Origin of the sequence: Marinilactibacillus piezotolerans (genome assembly GCF_900114235.1) — a bacterium.
Classification (GTDB): Bacteria; Bacillota; Bacilli; order Lactobacillales; family Carnobacteriaceae_A; genus Marinilactibacillus; species Marinilactibacillus piezotolerans.
The window spans coordinates 1-18,484 of the sequence record NZ_FOSJ01000027.1 but is presented as its reverse complement, the minus strand read 5'-3'; the positions used below and the strand labels follow the sequence as shown (position 1 = coordinate 18,484).

The 18,484-nt window shown below is 30.9% G+C and carries 12 protein-coding genes and 1 pseudogene; all 13 read left to right on the top strand.

The window, feature by feature from the left end:
* The first annotated feature begins 46 nt into the window (after window positions 1-46).
* The gene (locus BM212_RS07600) at window positions 47-1,069 is read left to right on the top strand and encodes an NAD(P)H-dependent glycerol-3-phosphate dehydrogenase (RefSeq protein WP_091897848.1); all 1,023 of its coding nucleotides are present in this window, start codon (window positions 47-49) and stop codon (window positions 1,067-1,069) included.
* 507 nt (window positions 1,070-1,576) lie between these two features.
* A complete protein-coding gene (gene tagH, locus BM212_RS07595; protein WP_091897845.1) occupies window positions 1,577-2,587 on the top strand; it encodes a teichoic acids export ABC transporter ATP-binding subunit TagH in 1,011 nt (336 codons plus the stop codon).
* 92 nt (window positions 2,588-2,679) lie between these two features.
* On the top strand, window positions 2,680-3,837 hold the full coding sequence (locus BM212_RS07590) for a CDP-glycerol glycerophosphotransferase family protein (RefSeq protein WP_091897842.1): 1,158 nt from the start codon (window positions 2,680-2,682) through the stop codon (window positions 3,835-3,837).
* A gap of 27 nt (window positions 3,838-3,864) precedes the next feature.
* Entirely contained in the window at window positions 3,865-4,674 is an 810-nt protein-coding gene (locus BM212_RS07585; RefSeq protein WP_091897839.1) for an ABC transporter permease, read from the top strand.
* A 36-nt stretch (window positions 4,675-4,710) separates the two neighbouring features.
* On the top strand, window positions 4,711-5,157 hold the full coding sequence (gene tagD / locus BM212_RS07580; RefSeq protein WP_091897836.1) for a glycerol-3-phosphate cytidylyltransferase: 447 nt from the start codon (window positions 4,711-4,713) through the stop codon (window positions 5,155-5,157).
* A 17-nt stretch (window positions 5,158-5,174) separates the two neighbouring features.
* Window positions 5,175-6,347: a CDP-glycerol glycerophosphotransferase family protein gene (locus BM212_RS07575; protein ID WP_091897833.1), complete on the top strand. Its 1,173-nt coding sequence runs from the start codon at window positions 5,175-5,177 to the stop codon at window positions 6,345-6,347.
* A gap of 23 nt (window positions 6,348-6,370) precedes the next feature.
* Window positions 6,371-9,976 (top strand): CDP-glycerol glycerophosphotransferase family protein, encoded by a 3,606-nt coding sequence (locus BM212_RS07570; RefSeq protein ID WP_091897830.1) that lies wholly within the window; start codon window positions 6,371-6,373, stop codon window positions 9,974-9,976.
* A gap of 260 nt (window positions 9,977-10,236) precedes the next feature.
* Window positions 10,237-13,896: a GW dipeptide domain-containing protein gene (locus tag BM212_RS07565; protein ID WP_091897827.1), complete on the top strand. Its 3,660-nt coding sequence runs from the start codon at window positions 10,237-10,239 to the stop codon at window positions 13,894-13,896.
* A gap of 236 nt (window positions 13,897-14,132) precedes the next feature.
* Entirely contained in the window at window positions 14,133-15,104 is a 972-nt protein-coding gene (locus BM212_RS07560) for an LCP family glycopolymer transferase (RefSeq protein WP_091897823.1), read from the top strand.
* Between the two features lie 99 nt (window positions 15,105-15,203).
* Window positions 15,204-16,373 (top strand): nucleotide sugar dehydrogenase, encoded by a 1,170-nt coding sequence (locus tag BM212_RS07555; RefSeq protein ID WP_091897820.1) that lies wholly within the window; start codon window positions 15,204-15,206, stop codon window positions 16,371-16,373.
* A gap of 239 nt (window positions 16,374-16,612) precedes the next feature.
* A complete protein-coding gene (locus tag BM212_RS07550) occupies window positions 16,613-17,356 on the top strand; it encodes a YveK family protein (RefSeq protein WP_091897817.1) in 744 nt (247 codons plus the stop codon).
* 15 nt (window positions 17,357-17,371) lie between these two features.
* Window positions 17,372-18,073: a CpsD/CapB family tyrosine-protein kinase gene (locus BM212_RS07545; RefSeq protein WP_091897814.1), complete on the top strand. Its 702-nt coding sequence runs from the start codon at window positions 17,372-17,374 to the stop codon at window positions 18,071-18,073.
* 186 nt (window positions 18,074-18,259) lie between these two features.
* A pseudogene (locus BM212_RS12720) lies at window positions 18,260-18,484 on the top strand (IS4 family transposase); the annotation flags it as partial.

Sequence of the window (18,484 nt, the reverse complement as noted above, 5' to 3'; positions counted from 1 at the left end):
AGCATTAAATCTAATAAATAATAGATAGGGAATGGAGAGATAATGAATGAAAAAGAAAATAGCTATAATAGGAGCCGGTTCTTGGGGGACTGCCTTAGCAAAAGTATTAGAAGAAAACGGTCATAAACCGGTATTATATAGTAATGTTGAAGATCAAATTAAGGAAATTAATGAAGAACATACAAATAAAATGTTTTTACCAAATTTAGTATTGTCCGAGAATATAAAAGCTACAACTAATCTAAAAGAAGCTCTTACAAATGCTCAAATCGTTTTGTTTGTGCTTCCTACAAAAGTAACACGTATAGTTGCGCGTCAGGTATCAGAAATAATTGAGGATAAAGTCATTTTAGTAACGGCAAGCAAAGGATTAGAACAACAAACACACAAACGTATATCTGAAATTTTACAAGAAGAAATACCAGAAGAAAAAAGAGAAGGAATAGTTGCTCTATCAGGGCCAAGTCATGCTGAAGAAGTGGCTGTAAATGATTTGACGACTATTACAGCAGCATCTACGAATTTAGATGCAGCAGAAAAAGTTCAAGAATTATTTATGAATAACTATATGCGTATATACACGAATAAAGATATTATTGGGGTTGAGTATGGAGCAGCACTAAAGAATATTATAGCATTAGGCGCTGGGGCTTTAGCAGGGTTAGGATACGGAGATAATGCAAAAGCAGCATTAATAACTAGAGGGTTAGCTGAAATTAGTCGTCTTGGAATTGCATTTGGAGCCGATCCACTAACTTTTATAGGATTAAGTGGAGTTGGAGATTTGATAGTTACTTGTACAAGTATTCATTCAAGAAACTGGCAAGCTGGTAATATGATCGGTAAAGGCCATTCTTTAGATGAAGTACTAGAAACTGTTGGGATGGTTGTTGAAGGCGCTTCGACCGTTGTTGCTGCTTGTGAATTAGCTAAAGAAAAAAATATTGAGCTACCAATTACAGAAGCTATTTACAGTGTTTTATATGAGCATGCAGATGTAAGAAATACCATTATTGAATTAATGAATAGAGATCCGAAAGCTGAAGCTCATTCTAAAGATCGAAAATAGAAGTATTTTAATTAAAAACAGGCTAATTAATTAGCCTGTTTTTTTACTAATGTAGTACAATCTGAATTCATAAAAATACTAGATACTATATAGCTGGTTGTCAGTAGAACCATTAATAGCAACTTTTAGAATTTTTATTTCTAATAGGAACGCCTTGTTATCGATAAAGTAAAATATATTTTTGCAAACTGAAAAGAGAAGATATCCATCAAATTTTAATTAGACTACTCTTCAAATTCTTCGACAACTGATTAACTGTTTAAGAAATAAGGATATGGAATCAATTTTTTGAAATTGACTTTTAATTTAGCTTATTACCAACTGCTTTTTAGAAAATATTTCAATTGCATGAATTATTAAGTATAATAGAAATAATGGGGAAGTTTATGTGATATAATTACATAGATTTTTAAAAGTTGAAAATGAATAAAATATATAATACTATATAGTCTGGCAATTAAAATTCACAAGATTTAAAATATAAATCAGAAGAATAGGTGAAATGTTTTGGTGAATAAACAAAAAGTAATTATTGAGAACGTTACAAAACAATATGATTTGTATAAGCAAAAATCAGATAAGATAAAATCGCTGTTTAAATTTTCTAGAAAAAAAATTCCTACTTTTTGGGCTTTAAGAGGTGTTTCCTTAGATGTTTACGATGGTGAAACAATTGGATTGATAGGAGTAAACGGATCAGGGAAATCAACCTTAGCAAATATTATTGCGGGTATCATACCACCAACAACTGGTAAAGTGGAAGTTAATGGAGATACCTCTATAATCGCTATTTCAGCAGGCCTGAAAAATCAACTGACTGGATCAGAAAATATACGCTTAAAATCATTAATGACTGGGAAAACAAATAAAGAAATTGATGAAACGATTGATGATATTATAGATTTTGCAGAAATTGGAGACTTTATCAATCAGCCAGTAAAAAGTTATTCCAGTGGTATGAAATCTCGTCTTGGATTTGCAATTGCTGTCCATACTAATCCGGATATTTTAATTATCGATGAAGCACTTTCTGTTGGTGATGAAACTTTTTATCAAAAATGTGTGGATAAAATGATGGAATTTAAAGAACAAGGGAAAACGATTTTCTTCGTTAGTCATTCATTGAACCAAGTGAAGAAACTTTGTGATAAAATTGTATGGATGCATTATGGAGAAGTTCGTATGGCAGGCCCCGCTGAAGAAGTCGCTGCTGAATATAAAAAATTTAGCGATGATTTTAAAAAGAAAAACGCAAAGGATAAAAAGGACTATCAAAATAAACATAAACAAGAGCAAAAAGAATTTGATGTAAGAGACTATTTTAATAAGCAAATAGAGCAAACAAACGATAGGGAAAGAATAACTGAATTAGACAAACAATTTGAAGAAGAAAAAGTAACGGATCGAATGAGATTATCAACTAGACTTATTTTGTTATTTGCTGTCGTTATGACAAGCTTTTTAATGGTGGTTCATTTAAGTGGTAATTCTTTAATCTCTGTATTAATGGGATTTTAACTTGATATTAAACTCTTGGATAGCGTTTTATTAATTGGTAGCAATACAGAAATAATACTGGAAACTATGAAGTATAAGAGAGTAGGAGAACATTGGAACAAATCAAAAAAATTATATATATATGGTTGGTTCGGTTCTTTTCAATTTTTTCTAAACCCTTGTCTATAAAGAAAAGAATTGTTTATTTAATGAGTTTTCCTAAAAATGATAATGGTTTGTTGAGCGCGTTAATTACAGAAAATCCAAATGTCGAAATTATAATTCTTTTTGAAAAAAATTGTGAAGAAGAAGCTATAAGATTTGAAAAAATGGGAGCAAAAATTTTTCCGATTTCTACTTCGGTAACCTTTTTACAAAAAGCGATTCCCATTCTTATGCAATCAAAAGTTATTCTTTGTGACAATTATTTCCCTTTTTTAGCGGGTCTATATCCCAAAAAGGAAACAACGATTATCCAGATTTGGCATGCTAATGGTGCAATTAAACGTTTCGGTTTGGAAGACCCGACTGCAATAGGACGAAGTTTTTTTGATCATTTACGTTTTAAACAAGTTTATAAACGATTTGATGAGTATATTGTAGGTTCAGAAATGATGGGAGAAGTATTCAGAAATAGTTACGGTGCTAGTAAAAATAGCATAAAATCATATGGTAATCCAAGAACAGATATTTACTTCAATCAAAAGTTAATTGATGAAAAAAGAGATTCTTTTTTTACTAAGTATCCTGAGCTAAAAAAGAAAAAGATTATCTTATATGCTCCTACTTATCGAAATGGGCTAGAGGATGAGTATCCATTTAATGTTCAACAATTATACGAGGCACTGGGAAGTGATTATGCTATTTTGATGAAGAAACACCCTCACGTTTTGACAAAGCCAGTTGAAAAAAATTACAATGGGTTTTTGTATGGTAACTTAAGCCAATATAGTATAGAAGATCTATTAATGGTTACAGACATCTTGATAACAGACTACTCATCAGTGACGTTTGATTTTACACTGCTTAATAATGCAAATAAGATAATTTTCTATTGTTATGACTTAGAAGAATATGACCAGGTAACAGGATTACAAAAAGATTTAAAAAATTGGTTGCCAGGGGAAATTGTTCAATCTATGGATGAATTGATTCTACAAATAAAAAAAACTCAAGATTGTCATTTTGAAAACTTTAATAATAAATGGAATACTTATAACAATGGACAATCTATAAAGCGTTTATTACAACATATTCAAGAATTATTATAATAATATTTGAATACAAGGAGATTCAGCATGAAGAATGTTATGCTTATTATAAAAGAACAGTTTGATAACATCGGAATTATTCGCCGAGTATCAAAATATGAAGAAAGAGCAACTTATCAGAGTCACTATTTAGGCCTAATGTGGCAATTTTTAAATCCTTTAATACAAATTGGTATTTACTATCTTATTTTTGGTATTGGAGTAAATGGTGGTCGTAATGTAAACGGCGTGCCATTTATAGTTTGGATGCTTATAGGGATTATAGTATGGTTTTTTGTGAATTCTAGCCTTTTAGGAGGTTCTAATAGTATCTATCACAAAGTAGGTATGGTTTCAAAGATGAAGTTCCCTGTAAGTATCTTGCCTTCTATTAACATGATGAGTAATATTGTCTCATACTGGTGGATGATGGTCATTTTAATGGGCGTTATGTTCTTTTTTGGAGTTTATCCTACTATATTTTGGTTCCAGTATATTTATTATTTTATTTGTATGATCATGTTTCTATTTGCTATGGGAATTTTAAATTCTACAATTACGATTTTAATAAGAGATTACCACATCATGTTACAATCTATTCTAAGGTTACTCTTTTATATATCTGGTCCCATATGGGATGTTGAAACACGTAGTTTTCCAGATTGGCTAGTCAATTTGTTTCAAATCAACCCAATTTATTATTTTATAGATGGCTTTAGAGATACGTTTCTTTCGAGACAATGGTTTTGGGAGAAGCCTACTTTGAGCCTTATTTTTTGGGGAATCATTTCTATCATTTTAATCTTAGGTTCTCATATTCACATGAAATTTAGAGCACGATTTGTAGATTATATTTAATAATTAGCAATTAAAAAAGTTAAGAAGGGAATTATTATGAGAAAAGTACTGACTTATGGAACATTTGATTTATTACACAAGGGACACATCCTATTGCTGCAAAGAGCTGCAGCTTTAGGAGATCATCTTACTGTTGCAATCTCTACTGATGAGTTTAATGCTATCAAAGGGAAAAAAGCATATACATCTTGGGAAGATCGCAAATTGATTTTGGAAGCATTAGAATGTGTAGATGAAGTCATCCCCGAAAATGAATGGGAACAAAAAATCAAAGATGTTCAAAAACACGATATTGATGTGTTTGTAATGGGAGATGACTGGGAGAATAAATTTGATTTTTTAAAAGAATATTGTCAGGTTGTTTATTTACCTCGTACTGAAGGTATTTCAACTTCTAAGATTAAAGAAGATTTGAAGATGATTAAAGCTGAAGTCGACAAAATTAGTAAAAAAATTGAAGAAGACCTTGAGAGAGAAGATTAAAGGAGTAGTTATTAATAATGAAACAAAAACTAATTATCTTTGGCTTGTCCTCAATGTTTCGTATATTTTCCTTACTACCCGTTATACCAAATGTATATGTATTTGAATCTCAATATGGTAGACGTTTTGATGACAACCCAAAAGCGATATATGATTATTTATATATGCAGAATGATAAAAAAAATAAATTATATTGGAGTATTCGCTATCGTGATAGGGATATTGTGAAAGATGAAAATGTAAAGATTGTATATCGCTTTTCCATTCGTTGGCTTTACTATATGGCTAGAGCTAATTTTTGGATTATTAATGCACGTATGCCTAAATGGTTACCAAAAAGAAAAGAAACAAAATATGTTCAAACTTGGCATGGTACACCATTAAAAAAACTAGCTTTAGATATGGATACGTTTAGTATGCCTGGTTCCAATTTAGAGAATTACAAAAAAAACTTCTTGATCGAAACTCAAAAATGGGACTATTTGGTGGCACCAAATCAGTACTCAAAAGATATATTCAAATCTTGTTTTGCTTTTGAAAAAACATTTATTGATAGTGGATATCCCCGTAATGATATACTCTTTCAAAAAAATAATTCTAAAGACATAAATGCTATAAAAAAACAATTGGGCATTCCATTAGATAAAAAAGTCATTCTTTATGCACCAACGTGGCGAGATGACTATTATATTTCTAAAGGGAAGTATAAGTTTCATGTACCATTTGACATGGATCAATTGATCGATGTGCTTGGGAATGATACGGTTTTTATATTTAGAGCGCATTATCTGGTAGCAGAGAGTTTAGACAATATTTCCACTCATCCAAATATCTTTAATTTTTCATCAAATATAGATATTAGCGATCTCTATCTGGTATCTGATTTATTGATCACAGATTATTCATCGGTATTTTTTGATTATGCTAATCTTAAGAGACCGATGCTCTTTTATGCTTATGATTATGAGCATTATCGTGATAAATTAAGAGGTTTTTATTTTGACTTAGAAAAAAATGCACCTGGACCATTTGTTACAGAAGAAAATATGTTTTTAAAAGAACTGAAAGCTTTTATAGGTGAAGATAAAAACAATAGAAACGATAAAAGATTAGATTACTTTTATAATAAATTTTGTTTATGGGAAAATGGAATTGCATCTAAGAAAATTATTGATAATATAAGTGAATAACTATTTTTTAAGGAGTTTAATAAGTGAATAAAAAAGTTTTGAAAAGGAAAATAAAGTTTATTAGTTCTCCAGTGAAAAATACTTTAATGAACACTGGATATAAAAGAAATCGTATTTATTCGAATTTTTATGAAACAAAAAAAGTTATAGATAACATTATTTTATATGAAAGCAGAGATGGGAAAAGTATTACCGACAGCCCATATGCTATTTTCAAATTCTTAATGAGTCAACCTAAGTTTGGGGAGTACAAACACATTTGGTCTATTCAAGATTTTGAAGAGCTTGAAGTTGTTATGAACCAATATAAAGATTTAGATAACGTTATTTTTGTAAAAAGAAACTCAACTAAATATTTAGAGTATTTATCTACTGCAAAGTATTTGATTAATAATTCAACATTTCAAAATTTCTTTATACCCAAAGAAGATCAAGTTTATATTAATACTTGGCATGGGACTCCTCTAAAAAAAATGGGATTTGAAATTCCCGGAAATCCTGCAACATCAAGAAATGTCGTTAGAAACTTTCTGAGTTCCTCAATTTTAATTAGTCCCAATGAACATACGACTAATATGTATTTAAAAAGTTATAAATTAGATGGATTATTTCGTGGAAAAATCATTGAGGATGGCTATCCTAGAATTGATTTAACATTAAATACAAATAAATTAACTTTTATCAGTAGATTACTTAAAACTGGATTAAAGATAGATACTAACAAGGAAATTATTTTATATGCACCTACTTGGAAAGGTACAAATGTTAGCCAAGCACGTAACGATATGAAGCAAATTATTTCTGATATGGAGATACTAAAAGAAAAAAACGGAAACAAATATAATGTTCTTATAAAAGTTCATCCCTTTTTATATTCAACTGCAAAAGAGTTTATAGAGATTAAAGATAGTTTAATTCCTGACTATATTGACACAAATGAAATGTTAAGCATTACTGATTTGTTGATAACGGACTATTCAAGTATCTTCTTTGATTATTTAGTAACGGATAAACCAGTATTATTTTATATGTGGGATGCAGAATATTACCTTGATAGTAGAGGTAGTTATATTAACTTTGAAGATCTGCCTGGTCCAGTTCTGTATAATATAGAAGAACTTACAGAAACGATTACTCATGTAAAAGATGTACAAAGAACTTACCAAAACAATTATAGTGCTATGAAAGAAAAATTTACTAAATATGATGATGGTAATGTTACTAATAGATTAGTAGACTACATTTTTAATAATGCTAGTGAGAGTATTAAAGTAATAAAGAACCTGGATGATAAAAAAGAAAAAATCATTTTTTATCCAGGAGGTATGATGAATAACGGAATAACATCATCTTTTATTAATTTAATGAATAATATAGATTACAGTAAATATGATGTTAGTGTCTTTCTAAAAATACCAAATAAACAAGAGGCATTAAAAAATATAGCAAAAATAAATGAGAATGCTCGATTATTATTTAAACAAGGCATTTCAGTGTATTCTTTAAATGAGATCTACCGCGACCGTCTATGTCACAATAGAGGAGTCGGAGAAAACTACCTTAAAAAAATGTATCCAGAGAAAGCTTATAAAAGGGAAGCAAAGCGCTTTTTTGGGAATTCTAAATTTGATTTTTCAATAGATTTTAGTGGGTATAGTTTATTTTGGGCAAAATTTTTATTAGCTACGAATGCTGAGAAGCGAATATGTTACATGCATAATGATATTTTATCGGATAGCGAAAGAACTATTAATAAAAAAAGACCACATTTTATTAATTTAAGAGGTTTAATGACTGTTTATGACCGTTTTGATAAATTAGTGAGTGTATCTAAAGGAACAATGGAATTAAACAAGAAAAATTTAAGTAATTATGCCTCTAATGATAAATTTGATTTTATTATTAATTCAATAAACCCAGAAAAGATATTGAGTCATAGGATGAATAATAAGCAGGATATAGAAAAAGATACGAATATTACTAATAGCTCAATATCTTTAAATAAAAATTTTATTGCTAGAGCACGCATAATTAACACGGAAGGTTTAAATATTTGGAACAAACCCGTACATGATAAGTTTATAAAAGAAGTTGGCGCAGCTGACAGCTTCAAAGATGAAGAAGTAGTTATTTCTTGGATAACTGAAGTAGATGGTGTTGTATATTGCAAATTCAGTATAGATAATAAAATTATAGGATGGCTTGAAGAAAAAGCTTTTGAAGTTCTTCCTGATAGTATTATAAATTCTAAAAAAGTAAACATATTAGCTATATTAAAAAGAACAAAAAATAATCCATTTTGGACGAAACCATATAATATATTTAATTCTAGAAAAGCAACTTATAGCGGACAATATAAGAATATAATGGTCGATGTAAAAGAAGTAGCAGAAACACAACGTAGTTCATATAGTCTAATTTATATCAATGAAATAAAACTTGGATGGATTGACTCTAGAGCTCTTAATATCTTGAAAGATTACACTCTAACTAATAAGTCAATGCAATATATAGAAAAAGAAAAAAAGAAACTAAAAAGAAGAAACCATAAAAAACACACTAAAGTTATTGAATATTTACCAAATAGATCCTTTAGAGATCGAACAATTGATAAGAAAGGAATTATAAAAGATTTAGACACTTATCAGATCTGGAATAAAATACCATCAAATCCCGATACAAGAGAAGTAGAAGAACTACCAGAAATATTGAATAAAGAAGTTGAAATAACTCGTGTAATGATAAATAAGAATGGTGCTTTTTATTTAATTCAATTTGACAGTAAACGAATTGGTTGGATAAATAGTAATGCGGTTGAAATTATTCCAGATAAAAATGTATTTAAGGAAAAATTCACTTTTTATAAAGGAAAAATTCCTAAAGAAAACTATTCAATTTTAAAAAACCCTTTAACTAAAGAATTGTTAACACTAGCTGATAATGAAAAATATAGCAATTCTCTAGTTTCTATAGTAAAGGAAACTGTTATTGGGGAAGACATTTACTGTTGTATCATGGAAGAAGATGAAGTGATAGGTTGGATAAGTAAAAATGAAATTATTGAAGTAGAAGAACAAGGTATTAAAGTAAATAATAGAATTATTGAAGATCCTTCTCCTGAAAATATAAATTTTGTGAATATGGGTCGACTATCTCCTGAAAAAGCACAAGGTAATTTGATTTTAGCTTTTTATGAAGTTCAAAAAAGACATCCAAATAGTATGTTATACATTTTAGGTGAAGGTCCTTTAAAAATTGAATTACAAAAGTTGATTGAAGAATTGAATCTTAATAATAAAGTAATTCTTACTGGTCAACAAGAAGATCCTTTTAGAATATTGGATAAATGTGATTGTTTCGTTTTATCTTCTCACTACGAAGGACAGCCAATGGTTCTTTTAGAGGCACTAACATTAAGCTTAGATATTATAGCTACTGATATTATAGCTAATCGGACCGTATTAGAAGAAGGGAAATACGGAATGTTGGTAGACGATAGTGTAGATGGCTTAGTAGAGGGACTATCTAAGTATATTGAAAAAGGTTATTCTGGACATTCCAAGCCATTTGATTATGTTAAATACAACCGGATGGCTATACAAAACTTTTATGAAGTTATTCATAGTTGAGAACTGGAAATATTATAAAATATAGTATTAAAAGTGAAAAATTTTATAAAAAAGCCTAGTATAATATTACAATATCCTAATATTGTAATTCTATAAAATATTAGGATATTTATAAGTTTGAATTGTGCAAAATATTGTCAAATTCACTGAGAGTAATGCTAGTTCACAAATTGTTAACTAGCATTACGTATATAATTTAGTTATACTGAAAAAGTACTTTATAACTTTAAGGTGCAAATATAACAAAGGGGGCAAGTCTTTTGGCTAGTAAGAAAAAGGGTAAGCGCAGAGCCCTTCTTTTTTCAACAATTGTTACATTATTAAGTCCAATTTTTCTTTCTTCAGTAGCTTCAGCATCTGAAGTGAATAATAGTGATGTAACAACTCAAGTTGAAGAAGGAGAGTTTCTGGATGATGACTCACAGAAAACGGATTCTTCGACTAAGGTTGAAAATGAAATAAATGCGAGCGATACAGTGGAAGAAAATAGTGAGGAAGAAGAGTCACATGAGAAGGAAGAGGTAGTTTCTGAAAGTATTTCAGATCAGGATGTTTATTCTAAAGAAGACACTAGAGAAAAAGCTATGGAAATGATGGAAGAAAATCAAGTGTCTACATATAGTATACAAACAAGAATGGTCTCTAAAACAGATGCTTTCATTAATGCAATTTCAAATTATGCAGTAGCAATAGCTGAAGAAAATAATTTGTATGCATCTGTAATGATAGCTCAAGCTGCTTTAGAAAGTGCTTGGGGAACCAGCATTTTGGCTTACAATCCTAACTTCAATTTGTTTGGAATTAAAGGTTCTTATAATGGTCAAACTTTCTATAAGTACACAAAGGAATATAGCAATGAAGATGGTTGGACAACGATAAAAGCTGGTTTCAAAAAGTATCCTTCTTATGCAGAATCATTAATTGATTATGCAGACAAATTGCGAAATGGTCCTGTATCTATGTCAAAGGATTACTATAAGGGGACTTGGAAAGAAAATGCTACAGCGTATCAGGATGCTACAAAATGGCTTACTGGTAGATATGCTACAGACCCAGAGTATAATACAAAATTAAATAGCATTATCAGTACGTATGATTTGACTAGATTTGATCAAATGCCTACTGAAGAGAATGATACTTCAGACAATAATTTGCAGAATAATTTAGAAAGTACTTATTCGGATGAAGTAATAACAACTTCATCTGTTAATTACAGAGCTTATATTACTGGAGATACTGATGGCATTTATTCTGCGCCTAAAAATACTAAAGATTCTAAAGTAAATACCACTACTCTAGAATACTTTAATAAAAATGTTACAGTTACTCAAGAAAAGAAAACAAAAAATGGATTGACATGGGCTTTAATCACTTTAGATGGAAAACAATTAGGATGGATCGATAAAAGTGGTTTATCGGTGTATGAGCAGATTATTTCTGAAAAGTCAAATAAATTTGTAGCTATTGTCAAACGTGGAACAGATAACATTGGAACACGTCCGTACGGTACAGAAGGCTATAAGAAAATAGAGAAATCTTCTGCTTATTTAAATGAGCAAGTTAATGTTTCAAAAGAAATTAAAACTAGTCGTTCAACATATGTCTTAATTTCTATTGGAAATAAAGAAATCGGTTGGGTAGATAAAAATGCTTTAGATATAGAAACAGTCTTGACAGAAAAAAAGGTGGATTATACTAGCTATGTAACTAGAGGCACCGATAACGTAACTACTAAACCTTATGGTGTCGAAGGCTATAATGTGATCTCAAAATCATCTAACTATTTAGATAAAAAAGTTCAAGTTACCAATGAAGTTACAACAAGAAGATCAACTTATGTTCTAATTTCTGAAAATGATAAAGAAATTGGTTGGATCGATAAAAATGCTTTAACTAGCTATGATGATATTCTGTCAGAAAAAGATACAAACTTTGCTGCTATTGTTAAGCGTGGAACGGATAATGTGGGAACTCAACCATATGGAACAAAGGGATATAAAAAAATTACTAAGTCTTCAACCTATTTAAATAAAGAAGTATATGCTTCTAAAGAAATAAAAACAGTTCGTTCAACGTATGTCTTAATCTCAGTAGATGGTAAAGAAATCGGTTGGGTAGATAAAAATGCCTTAGATATTGAAGAAGTCTTAACAGAAAAAGATGTTGATTATGTTAGTAATATTATCAGAGGGACCGATAACATTACTACTGAACCATACGGTGTTGAAGGTTTTAGTGTAATAACTAAATCATCTAACTATCTTGGGAAAAAAGTTCAGGCCATAAAAGAAATTACTACAAGAAGATCAACCTATGTTTTAATTTATGACGGTAATGAAGAAATTGGTTGGGTAGATAAAAATGCTCTAGGAAACTATGAACCTGTATTGTCAGAAAAAGAAACGAACTTTGTGGCAATTGTTAAACGTGGAACAGACAATATTGGTACAAATCCATACGGAACAAAAGGATATAATTACATTACAAAATCATCTAAGTATTTGAATAAACAAGTAAATGCTATAAGAGAAGTTGTTACTTCTCGTTCAACATATATTCTTATTTCAATAAATGGTAAAGAAATCGGTTGGATCGATAAAAATGCTTTAGATATTGAAAAAGTATTAGAGGAAAAAGCTGTCAATTATTCTCGCTACATTAGTAGAGGTACCGATAATGTTACAACAAAACCTTATGGAGTAGAAGGCTTTGCTGTTAAATCAAAATCTTCTAGTTATTTAGGTAACAAAGTTAAAGCAGTAAAAGAAGTAACAACAAGAAGATCAACTTATGTTTTAATCTATAATGGTAATAAAGAAATCGGTTGGATCGATAAAAATGCTTTGACAGAGACTGTTTTATCTGAAAAAAATATTAATTACAGTGCAAAAATAAAACGTGGTACTGATAATTTTGGGACTGATCCTTATGCTACAGAAGATTATAGTTATATTGCGAAGTCTTCTAAATACCTGAACAAACAAGTGAAGGTATTAAAAGAAGCTGTTACTTATCGTTCAACTTATGCTTTGATATCTATAGATGGAAAAGAAATCGGTTGGGTAGATAAAAATGCTTTAGATATTGAAAAGGTTCTATCGGAAAAAGATGTCACTGACTATAAAGCTAGAATTGTTCGAAATGGTGATTCTGTTAGTACAAAGCCTTGGGGAACAGAAGGATATACTGTAAAAGCATATTCACAAAGTTACTTAGGGGCTGAAGTAACGGTTAAAAAAGAAGCGACCACAAGACGTTCAACATATGTTCTGGTAGCCCTTAACGGAAAAGAGCTAGGTTGGATTGATAAAGCAGCCTTGAAAAAACTAGATCCTAATAAGCGTGTTGTCGTAATTGATGCTGGACATGGTGGAAGTGACCCGGGTGCCCAAGCTGGGGGAGTTAAAGAAAAAGACCTTAATTTAACGGTTTCAAAAAAGGTACAAACTAAACTTAAAAATGCTGGTTATGAAGTTATCATGACAAGATCTACTGATGTTTTTGTAGAATTATCTGAAAGAGCTAGAATCGCAAATACATCTAGTGCTGATATTTTTGTCAGTATCCATACAAATTCATTTGATAGTACAGCTAATGGAATAGAAACATATTCTTATAACGCAAGTGGAAATGCGAATAATCCGGTGGTTGCTAATGATCCAGATAGATTATTAAAAAGTTCACTATTATCAGAAGCTATACAGGATGCCCTCCTTGAAGAAACAGGTGCTTACGATAGAGGAGTTAAAGAAGCTAATTTCCATGTTATTAGAGAAACCGGAATGGCAGCTGTTTTAACAGAAATGGGATTCATTGATAATAGTGCTGAACGTGCTAAGCTAGTTAAAGATAGTTATCAAAACCAGATAGCAGATGGTATTGTTCTAGGCATCAAAGAATACTTTAAAATTTTTAAATAGATTAGAAATAAATAACCAGTGAGTGCTATTACTCACTGGTTATTTTCTAATATATGATTGGTGTACCAATTGTTTAGATCAATCAAATAAACTTATTAATATAGTTTTTGGTAAACAAAACTTAGATCTAATAAACTTTCTTTATAAAACATTAACAGTTAATCCATTGTAAAATAATTATATATTGGTAAAATAGTATAGAATGTTATTTTACTGGTTAAGAAAGAAGGTAGGAAATGGAAGATGAATCACGGGTTAGACGAAAACGTAAAAAGAGAAAAAAGAAATCTTTATGGAAAAAAATATTAATAGCTTTTTTAGTCGTTTTACTAATAATAGTTGGTGCTGGAGCTTTTGTTGCCTGGAGAGTTTACAGTGATGTACAATCTTCAACGAATGAAATGTATGAAGAAGCTGGACATGATCAAATCCGAAACAAGCCTGTTGTTGTGGATGATGGAAAAGATCCGTTTTCTGTATTACTAATGGGAATTGATACAGGAGATATGGGAAGAACAGATCAAGGCCGTTCTGATACGATGATGTTGATGACTGTTAATCCAAATACTGAAAAAACGACTATTGTAAGTATCCCCAGAGATACATACACTGAAATAGTCGGTAATGGAACAATGGATAAAATCAATCATGCTTATGCATTCGGTGGAACTGCTATGGCATTAAATACTGTTCAAAATCTATTCGATATTCCAGTGGATTATTTTGTATCTGTAAATATGGAAGGATTGCAGCAAATCATCGATGCAGTCGGAGGCATTGACGTTACACCAGAATTAACTTTCAATCAAGGTGCTTATTCTTTTGTTGAAGGTCAAACAGTTCATATGGATGGAAACACGGCTCTAGAATATTCTAGGATGCGTAAGAAAGACCCCAATGGAGATTATGGACGTCAAGAAAGACAGAGATCTATAGTTGAAGCGACCGTAAGAAAAATAGCCTCTGTTGAGTCAGTTCTGAATTATCAGGGAGTTCTAAATTCTCTAAGCGCTAATATGCAAACAAACATGTCTTTTGATGATATGGTTGATGCATTTACTAAATATAATTCAGCAGTCAGCAATATTTCTCAGGAACAATTATCAGGGACAGGCGAAAAACAAGATGGTGTCTATTATGAATTTATTCCTGAAGAAGAAGTTCAGCGAGTCAGTAATATTTTGAAAGAAGAACTTGAGTTAAATTAGTTATCAAGGTACTATCGTTATTATAGGTAGTACCTTTTACTACATTTATTATTAAGGGATTTTACATTTGAATATAAAAATAGAATTGAAGGAAATTAAATGAAGATTACAGTTGTAGGAATTGGATATGTTGGTTTATCAAATGCTATTTTACTTGCTCAGAATAACGAAGTAAAAGTATTAGAAGTTGTTGATGAGAAAGTAGAAATGATTAATAACAAAAAATCTCCTATTGAAGATAAAGAGATTCAAGACTATTTAAGAGAAAAAAATTTAGATTTAGTGGCTACTACAAAAAAAGAAAAAGCATATTTTAACAATCCGGAATATGTCATTATAGCTACACCAACGAATTACGATGACGAATCTAACTTTTTCGACACTTATCTAGTAGAAACTGTCATTGAAGATGTATTGAATTATGCACCTGATGCAGTCATTATTATTAAATCTACTGTGCCGGTAGGCTATACTGCTTCAGTTAGAGAGAAGTATAACACGGATAAAATTATCTTCTCACCTGAATTCTTGCGAGAAGGTAAAGCCTTATACGACAACTTACACCCTAGTCGAATTATCTTAGGGGAAGATTCAAAACGTGCTCAGACGTTTGCTGACTTACTAGTTGAAGGAGCAGAAGATGAAGATATTCCAGTGTTGTTAATGAATTCAACTGAAGCAGAGGCTGTTAAATTATTTGCGAATACTTATTTAGCGCTTCGGGTAGCCTACTTTAATGAATTAGACACGTATTCTGAAGTTCATAATCTTGATACAAAGTCTATCATTGATGGTGTAGGATTAGATCCGCGTATTGGAAATCATTACAATAATCCATCATTTGGATATGGTGGGTACTGTTTGCCTAAAGATACTAAACAATTATTAGCAAACTACGATAAAGTTCCCAACAAGATTATCGGAGCAATCGTAGAGGCTAACCGCACTAGGAAAGACTTTGTAGCAGAACAAATTCTAGCCAAAAATCCTAGAAAAGTTGGCATCTACCGTTTAGTCATGAAAGCTGGTTCAGATAACTTTAGACAAAGTTCGATCCAGGGTATTATGAAGCGATTAAAAGCAAAAGGCATTGAAGTGGTTGTTTACGAACCAGTATTAGAGGACGATTTATTCTATAATTCAAAAGTGAACAATAATTTGGAAGAGTTTAAACAAGAAGTCGATGTAATCGTTGCGAATCGTTTAACGGATGACATTTATGACGTGAAAGAAAAAGTGTATACAAGAGACTTATATCATTTAGATTAATATACTTCAATATAAGAAAATGCATCCTTCTAAATCAATATAAAGAAGGATGCATTTTTTATTCATTGTGTGACGATATTATCGGAAAATTAAGTTAAAATGTCGTAAATATTAAAAAAAATAATGATATTAATTGTTTTTATGATAAAATATTTGTATAGTCTAATTTATAGGGAAGTAATTTAGCATGATTTTTCTATTCTTAGACAATAATCATTATTGTTTTACAGGAGGAAATTATGGAAGAAGAAATAAGTTTGGTTGAACTATTCAATACGCTTAAGAAAAGAATGGGATTAATCATCAATATGGTATTAGTAGGCTTAGCACTATCCGCTGCTTATACTTATTTTATTGCTACACCAGAATATAGTGCAACAAGTCAATTATTGGTCAATCGCACACAAGAAACGGAAGCTATTCAAAGAACCGATATTGATACAAACGTTCAATTAATCAATACATATTCAGATATCATTAGAAATCCAATTATTTTAGACCCAGTTATAGATACATTAAGTCTGGATCAAACAACGGAACAACTCAAAAATAAAATCAGCGTCACTACAGCAGAGAATTCTCAAGTATTCTCATTACAAGTTACTGATGATAACCCTTATGAAGCAGCTGAAATAGCGAACACGACATCAACTGTATTCAAAGATAATTTAAATTCTATTATGAATGTGGATAACGTAACGGTCATTTCTGAAGCAGTGGCGGATACAAATCCTGTCTCTCCTAATAATACACTTAATTTAGCGATTGGTGTAATTCTAGGGGGAATGATTGGTGTAGGAATCGCCTTTTTATTAGAATTTTTAGACACGACAGTTAAAGATGAGAAATTCATCGTTGATGAACTAGGGTGGACCAATCTGGGAACGATTTCCATGATGTCAGCTGACGAACTTAAGTCAGAGAATCGTCCTTCAGCGCCGCAAAGAAAAAGTGATTCTCGAGCTTCACGTTCGAGAATATAAAAGGAGTTTGATTAGATGCTGTTTAAAAAGAAAAAAGATACAAACTTAAATGACCGTCCTGGATTAGTTGTTTTAAATAGACCAACATCAGTCGTTTCTGAACAATTCCGAACGATTCGAACCAATATCCAATTCTCAATGATTGATGAGACTTTAAAAACCATCGTTGTGACGTCTGCGGGACCCTCATCGGGTAAATCAACAGTAGCAGCTAACTTGTCAGCGACTATGGCTTCTGATGATAAGCGAGTATTATTGGTAGATGCTGATTTGCGTAAGCCAACTGTTCATAAAACGTTTAATATTAGAAATAGTGACGGATTGACAAAACTGTTAACCGACAGGATGACAAAATTAGAAGATGTAATTTATCGTACCCATACAGAGGGGTTATATTTATTGACCAGTGGAGCTATTCCTCCTAACCCTGCTGAATTACTGTCCTCTAAGCGAATGAGTGAAGTGATTAAAGAGATGGGGCAGTACTTTGATATGATTATATTCGATATGCCGCCTGTATTGGCTGTAACGGATGCTCAAGTATTATCATCTAAAGTGGATGGGGTATTATTTGTTATTCCTAAAGGTGAAGTAAGTAAAGATCAGGTAATCAAATCCAAAGAATTGTTAGAAAATGTAAAAGCAAATGTACTAGGTGCGGTCCTGAATAAAGTAGCTAAATCGGATGACGATTATTATTATTACTATGGAGAATAAACATTGAAAGAATATTATGGAGTAGGTACATCATAATATTCTTTCGGCGCTTTTACATATACGAATAAAGTTAATAAAAATTATCACTAGTGTTGCATTAAATAATTTAACTGTTTCAACACATAAAAAAGTCCTTTATAATGGGGTTGGATGACTTATCCAAGACCAAAACAAAGGACTTATAGCATGGATAAGTATAAAACAAAAATGACCATAAATAAATGGTTTTCGTACATTTCTTTAGAAAAATTAAGTGAAACGTCTCGACAGGTTATCGGTCAGTTTAATCGCTATTCAAAAAAGTTAACGTTTAAGAAAGTACTGAAACTCTTTCTCTATGCGATTAATGATGAAACCGATAGCCTACGGCATTTGGATCAACAGTTGGTCAACCCAAAATTAAAAAAAGTG

Excerpts from the sequence above, each read along its gene's own strand:
- BM212_RS07600 (WP_091897848.1), top strand. The coding sequence starts at position 47 with ATGAAAAAGAAAATAGCTATAATAGGAGCCGGTTCTTGGGGGACTGCC.
- BM212_RS07585 (WP_091897839.1), top strand. The coding sequence starts at position 3,865 with ATGAAGAATGTTATGCTTATTATAAAAGAACAGTTTGATAACATCGGA.
- tagD (WP_091897836.1), top strand. The coding sequence starts at position 4,711 with ATGAGAAAAGTACTGACTTATGGAACATTTGATTTATTACACAAGGGA.
- BM212_RS07575 (WP_091897833.1), top strand. The coding sequence starts at position 5,175 with ATGAAACAAAAACTAATTATCTTTGGCTTGTCCTCAATGTTTCGTATA.
- BM212_RS07560 (WP_091897823.1), top strand. The coding sequence starts at position 14,133 with ATGGAAGATGAATCACGGGTTAGACGAAAACGTAAAAAGAGAAAAAAG.
- BM212_RS07555 (WP_091897820.1), top strand. The coding sequence starts at position 15,204 with ATGAAGATTACAGTTGTAGGAATTGGATATGTTGGTTTATCAAATGCT.
- BM212_RS07550 (WP_091897817.1), top strand. The coding sequence starts at position 16,613 with ATGGAAGAAGAAATAAGTTTGGTTGAACTATTCAATACGCTTAAGAAA.
- BM212_RS07545 (WP_091897814.1), top strand. The coding sequence starts at position 17,372 with ATGCTGTTTAAAAAGAAAAAAGATACAAACTTAAATGACCGTCCTGGA.